This is a genomic window from Brachybacterium sacelli (assembly GCF_017876545.1).
Classification (GTDB): Bacteria; Actinomycetota; Actinomycetes; order Actinomycetales; family Dermabacteraceae; genus Brachybacterium; species Brachybacterium sacelli.
The window spans coordinates 18,835-34,016 of the sequence record NZ_JAGIOD010000001.1; the positions used below are offsets into that span (position 1 = coordinate 18,835).

The window sequence follows — 15,182 nt, forward strand, 5'->3', positions numbered from 1 at the left end:
GCTCCGGGCGGGTGGGAGTCTGTCAGGTCTGCGGCGCGAGAGCAGGGTCGTCCGCGCCGAGGGCGGCCAGGGCGGCGGCGACCGCGTCCACCGCCTCTGGGTTCTGCAGGGACGTGATGTCCCCCAGCGGCGCGGGCACGCGTCCCGCGCGGCTCTCACGCTCGGCGTGGACCAGTCGGGCCAGCAGGCGGCGCATGATCTTGCCCGAGCGGGTCCGGGGCAGATCCGGCACGGTGATCACGTGCTTCGGCTTGGCGATCGGTCCGATCTCGCGGGAGACGCGGGAGCGCAGCGCGGCGGCGTCGAGCGGGACGCCCCCGTCCGAGGGCATGACGAACACCGCCACGGCCTGCCCGGTCAGGGCGTCGTCCACCCCGGCGGCACCGGCCTCCCCGACCGACGGGTCCGCGACCAGGGCGGACTCGATCTCGATGGTGGACAGGCGGTGCCCGGAGACGTTCACGACGTCGTCGAGGCGACCGAGGATCCAGAAGCATCCGTCGGCGTCGACCGTGGCGGAGTCCCCGGCGACGTAGAAGCCGCCGTGCTCGCCGCGGCCGGCATAGTCCTTCCAGTACGAGTCGCGGTAGCGCTCCGGATCACCCCAGACGGTGCGGGCCATCCCGGGCCAGGGCCGACGGGCCACCAGCGTGCCGGCCACGCCCGGCGGCTGCTCGGCGCCGTCCTCGTCGACCACCGCCATGTCGATGCCGGGCAGCGGCACGGTCGCCGAGCCGGGCTTGAGGGTGGTCACGCCCGGCAGCGGGACGAGCATGGCGGCTCCGGTCTCGGACTGCCACCAGGTGTCGACGATCGGGAGCTCGCCACGGCCGAAGGTGCGGTGGAACCACACCCACGCCTCGGGGTTGATGGCCTCGCCGACGGTGCCCAGCAGGCGCAGCGAGGAGAGGTCGTACCCGGCCGGGAGCTCCTCGCCGAACCAGGACATGAAGGTGCGGATCAGGGTGGGCGCCGTGTAGTAGACGGTCACCCCGTAGCGCTCGATGATCTCGAGGTGACGCTCACGGTGCGGCTGGCCGGGGGTGCCCTCGTAGATGACCTGGGTGAGGCCGTTGCTGAGCGGGCCGTAGATCTCGTAGGTATGGGCGGTGACCCAGGCGAGGTCCGCGGTGCACCAGTGGACGTCCTCGCTCTTCGCGTCGAAGTGCGCCCAGTGCGCCCAGGACGTGTGGGCGAGATAGCCGCCGGAGGTGTGGACCAGCCCCTTGGGCTTCCCGGTGGTGCCGGAGGTGTAGATGATGAACAGCGGGTGCTCGGCGTCGAAGGGCTGAGGATCGTGGTGCTCGCTCGCCACCTCGACGCTCTCGTGCCACCACACGTCCCGGCCCGGGGTCCATGCGATGTCGAGGCCGGTGCGGCGCACGACGAGGACGTGCTCGAGATCGGGCAGGTCCGCGGCGGCGGTATCGGCGGCCGACTTCACCTCGACGGCCTTCCCGCGACGATACTGCCCGTCGGAGGTGACCAGCAGTTTCGCACCGGTGTCCTGGAGGCGGAAGCGCACGGCCTCGGCGCTGAAGCCGCCGAAGACGAGGGAGTGCACGGCGCCGATGCGCGCGCAGGCCAGCGCGATCACGACGGTCTCCACCAGCACCGGGAGGTAGACCACGACGCGGTCGCCGGGACCGATCCCGAAATCGGTCAGGGCGTTGGCCGCCTGGGACACGCGGCGCTGGAGGTCGCGGTAGGTGACCGATTCGCGGTCCCCCGGCTCGCCCTCGAAGTGCAGGGCGACCGTGGAGCCGCGGCCCGCGTGCACGTGCCGGTCCACGCAGTTCTCGGCGACGTTCAGCCTCCCGCCGACGAACCAGCGGGCGGCGGGCACGGAGAGCTCCCCGGTCGCGGGGTCCGGCGTCGGCGGCTCCCACTCATGAGCGGTGTGCCAGGGGGTGCGCCAGTACAGGCGGTGGGCGGCCTCCTCCCAGAAGGCGACGGGGTCGGTCGCGGCGTGCTCGTAGATTCCCGCGTCGACGTTCGCCTGCGCGGCGAGGGCTGCGGGCGCCGGGTAGGTGCGGGATTCGACGAGGCGGACTTCTTCGGTGATGCTCATGTCCACTTCTTCAGCAGCTTCTTCTCGGCGAGGCCGAGGACGGCGTTGGTCAGGCTGCCGAGCAGGGCCAGCAGCACGATGGTCAGCAGGATCCGGTCGACGCGACCGGTCTGCTGGGAGTCGTTGAGCAGGAAGCCCAGGCCCATCGAGGAGGCGATCAGCTCGGCCGCGACCAGGAACAGCCAGGCCTGGGCCAGGGCCAGGCGCAGGCCCGAGACCACCGACGGCACGACGGCGGGCAGCTGCACGGTGCGGAACAGGGACCAGCCGTGCAGGCCGAAGCAGCGCCCGGCCTCCACCAGGTGGGGGTCGATGTGCCGCAGGGCCGAGGCGACGGTGGTGAACACCGGGAAGAAGGCGCCGATCGCGATCAGGGTGACCTTCGATTCCTCACCGATCTGCAGCCACAGGATCAGCAGCGGCACCCAGGCCAGGGACGGGACCGCGCGCAGCGCCGCCAGCGTCGGGTTCAGCAGCGCATCGCCCGCACGGGAGAGGCCGACGATCGCGGCCACGGCGAGGCCGACGACGGAGCCGATCGCGAAGCCGATCAGCACACGCTGCACGGAGATCGCCACGTGCAGGCCGAGCTCACCGCGGCCGGCGAGGTCCGCGCCCGCCTGCAGCACGGTCAGCGGGCCGGGCAGCCGGTAGGCGGGCACCAGCCCGGCGGCGGTCACGAGCTGCCAGGCGGCGAGGATCACCAGGGGCAGCACCGCTCCGGCGGCGAGGCGCACGCCGGTGCGGTCCCAGAGGGCGGGGCGCGCCGACGGCGGCGTGAGCGACGGGGCGGTCCCGGTGGCGGTGGCGGTCGTGCTCACTGCTTCTCCACCGCGGCGGTCGCGAAGGCGTCGTGGATGATCCCGCCGCGGGCCTTCTCCACCGCGGCGGCGCCGCCCTGGACGTCGCCGGAGTCCGACAGCATCGGGGAGATCGCCTCGAGCACGGCGAGCTGATCATCGCCGGGCACGCCGCTGACGTCGAGGTTCGAGCGCTCCTGGATCACCGTGGTGGCGACCGGGAGGTCGATCCCGGCGGCGTCGGCCAACAGCTGCGCGGTGGCCTCGAGGTTCTCCAGGGCCCAGGTGCGGGCCTGTTCGTAGGCGTCGACCACGGCCTGGGCGACATCGGCGTGGTGGTCGATGAAATCCTCGGTGGCATTGAGGAAGCCGTAGGTGTTGAAGTCGACGTTGCGGTAGACCAGCTGCGCACCGGATTCCTCCTCGGCGGCGGCCATGATCGGGTCGAGCCCGGACCAGGCCTCGACGCTGCCGCCCTCGAGGGCGGAGCGGCCGTCGGCGTGCTGCAGGGGCTGGAGCTCGATGTCGTCGATGCCGAGCCCGCCCTCGGCGAGGGCCTGCACCAGGAAGAAGTAGGGGTCGGTGGCCGGGGTGGCGGCGACGGCGCGGCCCGCCAGATCGGCCGGGCCCGTGATGTCGCTGCCCTCACCCACCACGAGCGCGGCCCATTCGGGCTGGCTGTAGATGTCGATGACCTTGATCGGGGAACCGTTGGCGCGGGCCAGCAGCGCGGCCGAGCCGGCGGTGGAGGCGATGTCGGCCGAACCGGAGCGCAGGAACTCGTTGGCCTTGTTGGACCCGGCCGACTGCACCCAGGTGACCTCCACCGTGTCGCCGAGGGCGTCCTCGAGCAGCTTCTGCTCGCGCACCACCAGGCTCAGCGGGTTGTAGGTGGCCCAGTCGATGGTCAGGGACGTGGTCGACCATTCGCTGCCCTCGGCCGACTGCGAGGAGCCCTCGCCGGGGACGCAGGAGGTCACGCCGAGCGCGGCAGCCGCGGTGATGCCGAGCGCGGTCGCGGAGCGGCGGCTGATGCGGTGAGTCATGAGGGGGTCTCCGTGGGGGTGGGGGAAGCGGTAGGGGCAGAGGAAGTGCCCTGGTGGGTGTGCACGCCGAGGCCGGCGAGCAGCTCGACGCGGAGCTCGGCCAGGGCGTGGTCGGCGCGATCGCGGGGACGGGCGCCGGGCACCTCGACCGCGCGGGCGATCGAGGTAGAGGCGGCGTCCTCGAGCAGGGAGCGCAGCAGCAGCACGCGGTCGGCCAGGTACAGGGCCTCCTCGACATCGTGGGTGACGACCACGACGGTGGTGGGCTCTGCCGCGTGGATCTCGAGCAGCAGGTCCTGCATGCGCAGGCGGGTCAGGGCGTCCAGGGCACCGAAGGGCTCATCGAGCAGGAGCACCTCGGGGCTGCGGGCGAGCGCCCGGGCCAGCGAGGCGCGCTGGGCCATGCCACCGGAGACCTCGCGGGGCCGCTGGGTGGCGGCGTGCTCGAGACCGACCAGCTGCAGCAGGTGGCGCACGCGGTCGCGGCCCGCACGCCGGGCGGTGCCGCGAGGCAGGCCGAGGGCGACATTGTGCTCGAGGGTGCGCCAGGGCAGCAGTCGCGGCTCCTGGAAGGCGACCGCGGTGCGCGGGTCGGTGCCGCGCAGGGCGGTGCCACCGATCCGGATCTCCCCGGCACTGGGGACGTCGAGGCCCGCGACCAGGCGCAGCAGGGTCGACTTGCCGCAGCCGGAGGGGCCGACGACGGCGAGGATCTCTCCCGCCGGCACCTCGAGGTCGAGGCCGCGCAGGACCTCACGCGGGCCCTCGGCGGCGGGGAAGGCCCGGGCGATGCCGTCCAGGCGGACGCCGTCGCGGCGCATCGCGGACGCCCGGTGGGTTCCCGTGCCGTCGGGGCGTGCGTCGGTCGTGGAGAGGTCGGCGGGCACCGTGCTGGTCATGCTGGCATCCTTCTGCGCGCCCCGCCGCGGACGCCAGCACACCGTCATACGCCGAAACATTCGCGGCCAGAAGAACCGCTGTGGACCCCTGTGACCCCGCAGCGCGAGAGGCACGTCACACGCGCAGGTCACGAAGGTCGGCGCGGCCGGCCGCTCACCTCAGCGGCGCAGGCGATGCTCCAGCGACGCCTTCACGCCCGTCCACTCGTCCGCGAGGACCGAGTAGACGACGGTGTGGCGCAGCGTCCCGTCGGGCATGATCCGGTGCGCGCGCAGGATCCCGTCCTGCTGGGCGCCGAGGCGTTCGACGGCGCGGCGCGAGGCGATGTTCAGGTGATGGACCCGGAACTCGACGCCGAGGCAGCCCAACTCCTCGAAGGCGTGGGTGAGCAGCGCCAGCTTGACCGCGGCATTCGCCCCGGTGCCGTGGGTCGAGGCCGCCATGTAGGTGCTGCCGATCTCGAGGCGTCGGTCCCGCCGGGAGATGTTCAGGAACGTCGTGTGCCCGAGGACCCGGCCGCTGCCGGGCTCCACCACGGCCCAGGAGGCCGTCTGCCCCGCCTCGTCGGAAGCGCATTGGGTCGCCACCCGGTCCGCGACCTGCTCCGGCGGCGGCACGTGCGGCGCATGGGGGATGCGCCAGATCTCTCCGTCGGCCACGACCCTGCGCAATCCCTCGACGTGCTGCGCACCGAGCGGCTCGAGGCGCACCCGGTCGTTCTCGAGCGGCACCGGGCGGGGCTGGGTCATGGGCTCGGTGGGGACGGAGGCCGTGGTGGAGCGGTCGGAGCTCATCGGTGCTTCTCGATCGCCATCTCGTAGTAGCGCAGCAGGTCGTCGGAGGCGTTCTCCCAGGAGAACTTCTCCGCCTCGGCGCGGGCGGCCGCGCGGATGCCCCCGCGCAGCTCCGTATCGCCCAGTCGGGTCAGCGCCGCATCCAGGCTCGCCTCGTCCTTGGAGTCGAACAGCAGCCCGTTCACCCCGTCCGTGACCTGCTCCATCGTCGGCCCCGACCGGGCGGCGACCACCGGGAGCCCCGAGGCCATGCCCTCGAGGATCACGAGTCCCAGGGTCTCGGTGACCGAGGGGAACACGAAGGCGTCCGCGCTGGCGAAGGCGCTCGCGAGCTCCTCGCCCTCCATGAAGCCGGGGAACAGCGTCGAGGTGCCGGCGAAGTGCTGCTCGAGCTCCGTGCGATACGGGCCGTCGCCGACGATCGCGAGGGCGACGTCGTCACGGCGATCCATCATCGGCCGCAGCGTGTGGATCTCCTTCTCCGCGGCCAGGCGACCCACGAAGACCAGCAGCTTCTTGTCCGGATGCCCCTGCGTGAGCCGTTCGCGCATCGCCTCGGAGGCGAAACGGGGATGGAAGGTCTGCGTGTCCACCCCGCGCCGCACCACGTGCAGGTCGGCGATGCCCTTCTCGGCCAGCTCCTGCTTCATGGACTGGGAGGTGGCGAGGTTGATGTCCGCCAGCGCGTGGTTGCGCTTGATCTGCCACCACACCGCGGGCTTGCCCCAGCGGTAGGCCTTGTACAGGTCCAGGTAGCGCGGGATATGGGTGTGGTAGCTGGCGACCAGCGGGATCCGCTGACGGCGGGCGGCGTAGGCCCCCGAGGAGGCCAGCAGGATCGGCTGGGCGGCATGGACGACGTCCGGGTGGAAGCCGCGGATGATGCCGTCCACGGTGGGGTGCGGGAGGGTGAAGCGCCGATGCTTGTAGAACGGCAGCGTCACCGGGCGGATGCCCACCACCCTGGCCCCATGGTGCTCGCTGATACCCAGCTCGGGGGCGATCACCATGACCTCGTGGCCGAGGTCGGTGAACCGTTCGACGGCGTGGCGCAGGCGGGTCACCACGCCGTCGACGGAGGGCAGGAAGGTCTCCGTGACGATCGCGATCTTCACGGAAAGGTGCTCACTTCCAGGTAACGGTGGGCATGACGAGCTCGCGCTCGACCCGGTCGGTGTTGTTCATCGCGACCTTGAGGACCTCGGTGAGGTGCTCGTCGGTCAGCAGGTGCGGCTCCAGGCCGAGATCCAGGAGGTTGGTGTTGACCGCGTTGTAGTAGTGGTCGTACTTCTCCACGCGCGGGTTCTCCGTCGTGGCCAGCTCGACGTCGAGGCCGAGGTCGCGGGCGGCCTTCTGCACCTTCTCGGCCAGCTCCTTGACGGAGAACTGCTCGGTGAACTGGTTGTAGACGCGGAACTCGCCGCGGTCGGCAGGGTTCTCGCAGGCGATCTCGATGCAGCGCACGGTGTCCTGGATGTCCAGGTAGCCGCGGGTCTGGCTGCCATTGCCGTAGACCGTGAGGTCGTGGCCGATGGCGGCCTGGACGATGAACCGGTTCAGGGCGGTGCCGAAGACCGCGTCGTAGTCGAAGCGGTTGACCAGGCGGGGATCGAGCCGGGTCTCGTCGGTCTCCAGACCGTAGACGACGCCCTGGTTGAGGTCGGTGGCGCGGATGCCCCAGATGCGACAGGCGAACATGATGTTGTCGCTGTCGTGCACCTTGGTGAGGTGGTAGAAGGAGCCGGGGGCCTTCGGGAACGGCAGGCGGTCCTTGCGGCCCTTGTGCTCGATCTCGATCCAGCCCTCCTCGATGTCGATGTTCGGCTGGCCGTACTCGCCCATGGTGCCGAGCTTGACGAGGTGGCAGTCCGGGGCGAAGTCCTTGATCGCCCACAGCACGTTCAGGGTGCCCTCGACGTTGTTGCGATGGTTCTCGATCGCGTGCTCGCGGTCGATCATCGAGTAGGGGGCGGAGCGGTGCTCGGCGAAGTGCACGAACGACTCCGGCTGGATCTCCCGGAAGATCGCGGCCACTGCGTCGTAGTCCGTGAGGTCGGCGATCTTCACGGCGATGTCCTTGCCGGAGACCTCCTTCCAGGCTGCCACGCGCTCCTCGAGCTCCAGGATCGGGGTCACCGAGTTGGACCCGAGCTCCTCGTCGATCTCGCGTCGCACCAGGTTGTCCACGATGGTGACGTCATGGCCCTTCTGCGAGAGGTACAGGGCAGTGGGCCATCCGCAGAATCCATCTCCACCGGCGACGACGATCTTCATTGCGTGGGTCCTCCCAAGGGTCCGTGTCCCGGCCTGCGGAGGGCGCCGCGACCGGATCGTGTAGTTTCGTGTCCGTCTCAAGATAGTGCAGGTCGGGTGCCGCTCAAAGACGAGGAACGCCCGCTTGAACAGCGAAGGAACACGCCATGACGAACGCGCACGACGACAGCTCACCGGAGCGTTCGGTCACGGTGGACGCCACTCTAGCCCGCACGGCTGAGGCTCCGGTGGGGGACGCGGCCGACGCTCCCACCCCGCGTCCGCTGCCGGACACCGCCACCCGCGTCCTGGTGATGGCCATCGTCAACCGCACCCGGGACTCCTTCTTCGACGACGGCCGCACCTGGGACCTGGAGACCGCCGTGGCCGCCGGTCTCGAGGCCTCCGCGCAGGGCGCCGACCTGATCGACGTGGGCGGGGTCAAGTTCGCGCCCGGGGAGCCGCTGCCGGTCGACGAGGAGATCGAGCGTGTGGTCCCGGTGATCCGCACGCTGCGCCGTGAGCTGCCCGCGCACGTGCTGCTGTCGGTGGACACCTTCCATGCGCGGGTGGCCTCGGCGAGCATCGAGGCCGGGGCTGATCTCATCAACGACACCACCGGTCTGTCGGATCCCGACATGGCTCCGACCGTCGCGCGCACCGGGGCCTCGCTGGTGGTCACCCACTCGGTCGCGCGACCGCGCCAGGCCTACCCCCGGCCGCGGTACGACGACGTGGTCGAGGAGGTGCGGGACTTCCTCGCCGCCCGCCTGGAGCGGGCGCTCGAGGCCGGTGTCCCACGGGACCGGATCGTCGTGGATCCCGGACCCGACCTCAACAAGAACACGCTGCAGACCCTCGAGGTGCTGCGCGACTGGTCCGAGTACACCTCCCTCGGCCTGCCGGTGCTGGCGGCCCTGTCCCGCAAGGACGTCGTCGGGGAGTCGCTGGGCCTGCCGAAGGAGGAACGGCTCGAGGGCTCCCTAGCCGCGGCCGCCTGGGTCATGCGCCAGGGCGCCCGCATCCTGCGCGTCCATGACGTGCGCTCCACCGTGCGCATGGTGAGGATGTTCGAGGTCCTGGCCGGCTGGCGCGATCCTGTCGGCCCGCTGGTCCACAACACCTGAGCGCGGGCGGCGGGGGCGCGGGCGGGCTGCGGCACGTCCGCTCATGCACCCGCACGACCGGTCCCGGGTCCCGTACCGGTCCTGCGGCCAGCAGAACTCGCCCGTCGCTCCGGCTCAGCCGCGCCGGGCGATGCGCAGGGTCTTGATCTCGAAGGGGCGGAAGGCGAGCTCGACGGCGCCGTCCTCCCCGCGCCCCAGGGCGGACAGGTGCGCCGGCGCGTCCCCGCCGAAGGGCCGCTCGAGCAGGTCCACGACGCTCACCTCTCCCCCGGCCAGCGCCTCGTCGAGCCGCAGGTTCACCGCGGTCCTGGAGCCCTGCGACTCGTACAGGCGCACCACGAGATCGCCGGAACGGTCCTCGGCGAGCTTCAGCGTCTCCACCAGCACTCGCGGGGCATCCACGGTGACCAGCGGCTGTGCGACGGCGTCGGCCACGGCGGCGCTCACCCGCCGCTCGGGCAGGTTGAGCCGGTAGCCCTCCTCGAGGGCTCCGCTGATCCCGGTGCCGGGCCGCACCGCGACCCGCAGCGAGTACCGCCCGTGATCGGCGCCGGGATCCGGGTACTCCGGGGCGCGCACCAGGGTCAGGCGCGCCGTCGTGGTGGTGCCGCCGTCCTCCTCGCGCACGGTGCGCAGCACGTCGTGACCGTAGGTGGAGTCGTTGGCGATGGCCACTCCGTACTCGCCCTCGGCCAGGTGCACCCAGCGGTGCGCGCAGGTCTCGAAGCGGGCGGCGTCCCAGGAGGTGTTCACCGGGACGGGGCGATCGACGTGGCCGAACTGGATCTCGCTGCTCATGTGCGCGGCGCGCAGGTCGAGGCCGAAGGCGAGCTTGAGGGCCTTCTTGCGCTCGCGCCAGTCGATGTCGTGGTCGATCTCGAGGGCCTCGTCGCCCGGACGCAGCACGTAGGTCTTCACGATGGTGGAGCCGGCCCCGGTCACCCCCGCGGTCGGGGCGCCCCGACCCACGGCGGTGGTGTAGGTGAAGGCGACGCGCACGCCCGCACCCTCCTCGCTGACCTCGACGTCCGTGGGGGCGTCGAGGTCACGCACCACGTGGCGGTAGAACTCGTCGATGTCCCAGGCGTCCCAGGCGTTGGGGGTGTCGCGGTGCAGCTGCAGCAGCGCGCCGCGGGAGCCGGGGGCGATCGCGTCGCGCCCGCTGGCGCGGTCCACGAGCGAGGTCAGGGCGCCGGAGGGGTCGAGCACGGCCCGCAGCGTGGCGTTCTCGACGGTGATGGTGCCGCCCTCGCGGAAGACCACCACGCCCTCGGGACCGGTGGCCGGCGGGCCGGCGGCGTAGGCGGGGATCCCGCGGCGGGGCACCGGGGCGGTGTTCAGCAGCACGGGCGCCTCGGCCCCCGGCGACGTCTCCGACGGCGGGGCGCCCGTCGGCTCCCCGCCGAGCGCCAACAGTGCCTCGGCGATGAGCGCCTCGGCGCGCTCGGCGGTCGCGGCGTGGCCCTGCTCGGCCTCGCGATGGACCCAGGCGATCGAGGAGCCGGGCAGGATGTCGTGGAACTGCCCCAGCAGCGTGTTCTCCCACAGCGCGGTCAGCTCCTGGTGCGGATACGTGTATCCGGAGCCCGTCCGGATCGCGGCGAGGGCGGCCAGGAACTCGGCCTCGTGCAGCACCTGCTCGCTGCGCCGGTTGCCCTGCTTGGTGCCGAGCTGCGCCGAGTAGGTGCCGCGGTGCAGCTCGAGGTACAGCTCGCCGTTCCACACCGGCGCGGTGGCGTACTCGTCCCGGGCCCGCTCGAAGAAGTCCTCGGCGGTGCCGAACTCCACCCTCGGGGAGCCCTCGAGATCGGCGGCGCGGCGGCCCGCGGCCATCATCTCGCGGGTCGGGCCACCGCCGCCGTCGCCGTGCCCGAACAGGTCGATGCCGAGCGTGGAGCGGCCCTTCTCCTTGAAGTTCCGCTCGAAGCGGGCCAGCTCCCGGCCCGTCAGCTCGCCGTTGTAGGTGTCGGCCGGCGGGAAGTGGGTGAACACGCTGGTGCCGTCGATGCCCTCCCAGTGGAAGGTGTGGTGGGGGAAGGTGTTGACCTGGTTCCAGGAGACCTTCTGGGTGAGGAAGAACTCCTGACCGGCCAGGGCGGCGATCTGCGGCAGCGCGGCGGAGTAGCCGAAGGAGTCCGGCAGCCAGGTCTCCCGGGTCTCGACGCCGAACTCCTCCAGGAAGAACCGCTTGCCGGCGATGAACTGGCGAGCCATGGCCTCGGAGCCGGGCAGGTTGGTGTCGGACTCGACCCACATGCCGCCCACCGGCACGAAGCGGCCCTCGGCGACCCGCTGACGGACGCGCTCGAACAGCTCCGGGTAGCGGTCCTTCAGCCACCGGTACTGCTGCGCGGAGGAGGCGGAGAAGGTGATGTCCGGATCGTCCTCGATCAGCGCGGCGGCGTTGGCGAAGGTGCGGGCCACCTTGCGGACGGTCTCGCACACGGGCCACAGCCACGCCGAGTCGATGTGGGCGTGACCTGTCGCGAGCACGGTCAGCGCCGACCGGTTCGCCGGACGCTCCAGCGCCGGGCGCAGCGCCTGGCGGGCCGCCTCCGCGGTGCCGGGCATGTCGTCGGGGTCGACCGTGTCGCACGCGGCCTCCAGGGCGCGCAGGATCTCGTGTCGGCGCACGGAGGTCTCCGGCAGCTCGGCCATGAGTCCGCCCAGCGCTCGGAAGTCCTCGGCGAGCTCCCAGAGCCGCACGTCGCGGCGGGCGAGGTGGAGCTCCGCGATCGAGTACAGCTCCTCGTCGGGGAGGGTGGCGGGATCGCCGAGCGGGGTGGGCGCGAAGGCCCACCCGCCCGAGACCATCGGGTTCGCGGCGCACTCGAGGTAGAGGTCCAGCTCCTCGCCCGGGGCGACGGGGAGATAGCGGTTGCAGGGGTTGATGGCCTTCAGGGGGACGCCGTCGGGGGTGAACACCAAGGCCTCGGCCTGGAACCCGGGCTGCCCGGTGAAGGCGAGGTCGACCAGCAGCTCCGGGGATGACCCCTCGTCCTTCGCCCATTGCGCGGGGACGGTCCCGCTCACGTGCAGCCAGGTGGTGGACCAGGCGCGCCCGAGCGGGGCGCCGATCTCGATCGGGGTGTACTCCTTCGCGATCGCCTCGCGCGGGGGCATCGGCTCGCCCGGGACGCGGTACGCGGTGATCCTCACCGGAGCCGTCTCCTGGTAGATCCGCGGGACCAGGTGGTCCTGGGCGAAACGGCGGATCCGGGACTCGGTGAGTTCCCTGTCGTCGAACATCTGGGCTGCTCCTCGGTGCGCTCGGCGTGTTCGTCGAGCTGATCGCGGTCGCCCCGACTGTATAAGCCCCTGAGGTGCGCGTCACATCATCGGCGGACCTCAGCGGGCATGGGCCGCCAGCACCGCATCGCCCAGACGGGGCATGACCTCGCGGTGGGCGTCGCAGAAGTCGTGCGCGCTGCCGATCACGAGGGCGAGATCGGCCTCGGGGTCGACCCAGAACGCGGTCCCGCGCATCCCGAAGTGCCCGACGGTCGACGGAGAGTTCCGGATTCCGGTCCAGTGCGGCGACTTGTCCCCGCGGATCTCGAACCCCAGGCCGAAGGGGTTCGGGGTCTGCTTGCCGAAGCCCGGCATGATGCCCACCAGCTTGGGGAAATGAGCGGTGGTGAGCTCACGGGACCACTCCGGCTCCAGCAGCGTGGGCCGCAGCACCTCGGCGGCGAAGAGGCCGAGCTCGGCGATGGGGCCGACGGCACCGACCGACGGCGATCCGCCCCAGTCCAGGTGCGTCATCCCGAGCGGGTCGGCGACCTTCTCCAGCACCCAGTCGCCGAAGTCGTACCCGGTGGCGCGCTCGACATGGCGGGCGGCCTCGTCGATGCCGTAGTTGGAGTAGTGGCGACGCAGCCCGGGCGCCTGCAGGGTCCGCGCGGACTCGTAGAAGTATCCGGAGGCGTGGGCGAGCAGGTGCCTCAGCGTGGACCCCTCGGGGCCCGCCGGGTCGTCGAGGTCGACACGACCCTCCTGCAGCGCGATCGCGGTGGCGAGGCCGGTGAGGGTCTTGGTGACCGACCGCCAGGGCCGCGGCAGGTCGAGGTCACCGCGCTGCTCGCGCACACCCTCGGGGCCCAGCACCACGGCGCAGGCCTCGAAGCCGAGCTCGTCGAGCAGCTCGAGGGTGCTCACCCCCCGCCCCCGTCACGATGGCGCGCGAGGATCTCGTCGGTCAGCGAGGGCCAGATCCGCACGTGCGTCTCGCCGAAGCGCTCGGCCCCGAGGAAGGCGGCGGTCAGGCCTGCCTCGGGGTCGACCCAGAGGAAGGAGCCGGACTGCCCGAAGTGCCCGAAGGTGCGTGGGCTGGAGCCGGCCCCGGTCCAGTGGGGCGACTTCCCGTCACGGATCTCGAACCCGAGGCCCCAGTCGTTGGGCCGCTGCCGGCCGTAGCCGGGCAGGATGCCGGCCAGCCCGGGGAACTGCACGCTGGTCGCCTCGCGCCACAGCTCCACGGAGATCAGGGTGGGTTCGAGCAGCTCGCGGCCGAGGGCGAGCAGGTCGCGGATGCTGCCGCGGTATCCCGCGGCCGGGGATCCGGTCACCTCGAGGTCTCGCAGGGCGAGGCCCTGGACCACGGTCTGCTCCATCCAGTCCTCCAGGTCGTACCCGGTGGCCTCGTCGAGATGGTCGGCGAGCACCTCGAAGCCGGTGTTGGAGTAGATGCGGCGGGCACCGACGGCGCTGACGGGATCCGCGCCGTCGAAGGCGTACCCGGCGGTGTGGGCCAGCAGGTGGCGCACGGTCGCCCCCTCGGGGCCGGCCTGATCGTCGAGATCGAGCAGTCCCCGGTCCACGGCGATCAGCGCCCCGAGGGCCGTCAGGGGCTTGGAGACGCTCGCCAGGTCCCAGACCCGGTCGTCCTCCCCCTGCGTGAGCAGCGTGTGCTCGGCGTCGGACACCCCCAGCGCGTGCTCGAACGCGACGTCGACGGGGATCTCGGGCACGGTCTCGCTCTCCACGCCCCCAAATATGGCACAGGCCCGCGGGCGCGGCGCATCGCCTGACCGCGGCGCCCGCTCCTCCCGTGCGACCTCCTACCTGCGGCGTCACAATCTACGCACACGAAACCTCGGGACCTGCACATTTTTCCTCTTGTTGACCCTCTCTTTTGCATCCCATGATGTATGCGGCGTCACACGGACGTGGCGCCGGGGGAAGGACCTGGCACCTGCCGGGTCGACATCACGGGCCCGGAGGGACCGGGCCGAGACCATCCATGAGGGGGAACCCATGTTCGCGAGCACCATCGAGAGATCCGACCGTCCGTCGCTGCCGGTCACCGCACCGTCCCGTCGCACCCTGCTGCTCGGGGTGGGCACGCTGGGCGCAGGACTCGCGCTCGGAACCGGGGCCGCGCAGGCCGCCCCGACGCTCCGTCGGGGCAGCGAGGGGGCCGCGGTCTCCGCGCTGCAGAAGGACCTGGCGAGCCTGAAGTACTGGCTGGGCACCGCCGACGGCACTTTCGGGCACCTGACCGAGCAGGCCGTCTTCGCGCTGCAGAAGGCAGCGGGCCTCGGCCCCGACGGCGTCGTCGGCTCCCGGACGCACACCGCGATCGCGGAGGGAGTGAGACCCTCGCGCAAGATCACCAGCGGGGTCGGCTTCGAGGTGGACCTGTCCCGGCAGCTCCTCATCGCCACCACGGGTGGGGAACTGTCGTACGTCCTCAACACCTCCACCGGCAGCGGCGAGCGCTACTACTCCGGAGGGCGCTGGAAGACGGCGATCACGCCGACGGGCGACTTCGCCATGTACAGCCTCTACGCCGACGGCTGGCAGAGCGGCCCCCTCGGTGACCTGTACTGCCCGGGCTACTACGACCGCGGATGGGCGATCCACGGATCCCGCTCCATCCCCAGCTATCCCGCCTCGCACGGGTGCTGCCGCCTCTCCACCGCGGCGACGGACATGCTGTGGCAGAGGTCGTGGTTCGTGGAGGGTCGCCGAGTGCTCATCCACTGACTCCGTCAGGGGGAGGACGGGGGCTCCGCCCGTCCCTCGCCGGCGCCGCGTGGGGGAACGCGGGCCGACGCCGCGGGGACGCGGCCGGAGCACCGGGGCCCCCGCCCGCACGTGGCGGGCCCCGGAACGGGACGGCGGTGGGCCCGAGCGCCCGCCGCCGTCCCGGCGCGAGCCCTCCTTTACGAGACCTGCACGATTCTCTT

The 15,182-nt window shown here is 71.8% G+C and carries 12 protein-coding genes; 2 read left to right on the forward strand and 10 right to left on the reverse strand.

Annotated elements, in window-relative coordinates; genetic code table 11:
- Positions 1–22: 22 nt before the first annotated feature.
- The 7 genes from acs to JOF43_RS00135 form a co-directional block, all read right to left on the reverse strand.
- Positions 23–2,071 carry an acetate--CoA ligase gene (acs, locus tag JOF43_RS00105; RefSeq protein WP_209897666.1) on the reverse strand — a complete coding sequence of 683 codons (2,049 nt, stop codon included), beginning with the start codon at positions 2,069–2,071 and terminating at the stop codon, positions 23–25.
- Positions 2,068–2,892, reverse strand: a complete 825-nt coding sequence (locus JOF43_RS00110) for an ABC transporter permease (RefSeq protein ID WP_209897667.1) — start codon at positions 2,890–2,892, stop codon at positions 2,068–2,070. Before JOF43_RS00110 ends, acs begins: the two co-directional genes overlap by 4 nt.
- Entirely contained in the window at positions 2,889–3,917 is a 1,029-nt protein-coding gene (locus tag JOF43_RS00115; protein ID WP_209897669.1) for an aliphatic sulfonate ABC transporter substrate-binding protein, read from the reverse strand. Before JOF43_RS00115 ends, JOF43_RS00110 begins: the two co-directional genes overlap by 4 nt.
- The gene (locus tag JOF43_RS00120) at positions 3,914–4,816 is read right to left on the reverse strand and encodes an ABC transporter ATP-binding protein (RefSeq protein WP_209897671.1); all 903 of its coding nucleotides are present in this window, start codon (positions 4,814–4,816) and stop codon (positions 3,914–3,916) included. Before JOF43_RS00120 ends, JOF43_RS00115 begins: the two co-directional genes overlap by 4 nt.
- A gap of 159 nt (positions 4,817–4,975) precedes the next feature.
- Entirely contained in the window at positions 4,976–5,611 is a 636-nt protein-coding gene (locus tag JOF43_RS00125; RefSeq protein WP_245353967.1) for a GNAT family N-acetyltransferase, read from the reverse strand.
- Positions 5,608–6,726: a glycosyltransferase family 4 protein gene (locus JOF43_RS00130; protein WP_209897673.1), complete on the reverse strand. Its 1,119-nt coding sequence runs from the start codon at positions 6,724–6,726 to the stop codon at positions 5,608–5,610. Before JOF43_RS00130 ends, JOF43_RS00125 begins: the two co-directional genes overlap by 4 nt.
- A gap of 10 nt (positions 6,727–6,736) precedes the next feature.
- On the reverse strand, positions 6,737–7,885 hold the full coding sequence (locus JOF43_RS00135) for an NAD-dependent epimerase/dehydratase family protein (RefSeq protein ID WP_209897675.1): 1,149 nt from the start codon (positions 7,883–7,885) through the stop codon (positions 6,737–6,739).
- Positions 7,886–8,031: 146 nt separating this feature from the next.
- On the opposite strand from JOF43_RS00135, the gene folP reads away from it, so the two are divergent.
- The gene (folP, locus tag JOF43_RS00140; RefSeq protein ID WP_209897678.1) at positions 8,032–8,991 is read left to right on the forward strand and encodes a dihydropteroate synthase; all 960 of its coding nucleotides are present in this window, start codon (positions 8,032–8,034) and stop codon (positions 8,989–8,991) included.
- A 114-nt stretch (positions 8,992–9,105) separates the two neighbouring features.
- On the opposite strand, the gene JOF43_RS00145 is transcribed toward folP, so the two are convergent.
- From JOF43_RS00145 to JOF43_RS00155, 3 genes are all read right to left on the reverse strand, one after another.
- On the reverse strand, positions 9,106–12,240 hold the full coding sequence (locus JOF43_RS00145; protein WP_209897680.1) for an alpha-mannosidase: 3,135 nt from the start codon (positions 12,238–12,240) through the stop codon (positions 9,106–9,108).
- A 99-nt stretch (positions 12,241–12,339) separates the two neighbouring features.
- Positions 12,340–13,149: a serine hydrolase domain-containing protein gene (locus JOF43_RS00150; protein WP_209897682.1), complete on the reverse strand. Its 810-nt coding sequence runs from the start codon at positions 13,147–13,149 to the stop codon at positions 12,340–12,342.
- Positions 13,146–13,976, reverse strand: a complete 831-nt coding sequence (locus JOF43_RS00155) for a serine hydrolase domain-containing protein (protein WP_209897685.1) — start codon at positions 13,974–13,976, stop codon at positions 13,146–13,148. The genes JOF43_RS00150 and JOF43_RS00155 overlap by 4 nt, the downstream gene beginning before the upstream one ends.
- Positions 13,977–14,247: 271 nt before the next feature.
- Between JOF43_RS00155 and JOF43_RS00160 the strand changes: the two genes are divergently transcribed.
- Entirely contained in the window at positions 14,248–14,979 is a 732-nt protein-coding gene (locus tag JOF43_RS00160) for a L,D-transpeptidase family protein (protein ID WP_209897686.1), read from the forward strand.
- Positions 14,980–15,182 lie beyond the last annotated feature (203 nt).

What these genes read in the sequence shown, in the direction of transcription:
- acs (WP_209897666.1), bottom strand. Translation starts at nt 2,071, where the DNA reads ATGAGCATCACCGAAGAAGTCCGCCTCGTCGAATCCCGCACCTACCCG.
- JOF43_RS00115 (WP_209897669.1), bottom strand. Translation starts at nt 3,917, where the DNA reads ATGACTCACCGCATCAGCCGCCGCTCCGCGACCGCGCTCGGCATCACC.
- JOF43_RS00120 (WP_209897671.1), bottom strand. Translation starts at nt 4,816, where the DNA reads ATGACCAGCACGGTGCCCGCCGACCTCTCCACGACCGACGCACGCCCC.
- JOF43_RS00125 (WP_245353967.1), bottom strand. Translation starts at nt 5,611, where the DNA reads ATGAGCTCCGACCGCTCCACCACGGCCTCCGTCCCCACCGAGCCCATG.
- JOF43_RS00135 (WP_209897675.1), bottom strand. Translation starts at nt 7,885, where the DNA reads ATGAAGATCGTCGTCGCCGGTGGAGATGGATTCTGCGGATGGCCCACT.
- folP (WP_209897678.1), top strand. Translation starts at nt 8,032, where the DNA reads ATGACGAACGCGCACGACGACAGCTCACCGGAGCGTTCGGTCACGGTG.
- JOF43_RS00145 (WP_209897680.1), bottom strand. Translation starts at nt 12,240, where the DNA reads ATGTTCGACGACAGGGAACTCACCGAGTCCCGGATCCGCCGTTTCGCC.
- JOF43_RS00160 (WP_209897686.1), top strand. Translation starts at nt 14,248, where the DNA reads ATGTTCGCGAGCACCATCGAGAGATCCGACCGTCCGTCGCTGCCGGTC.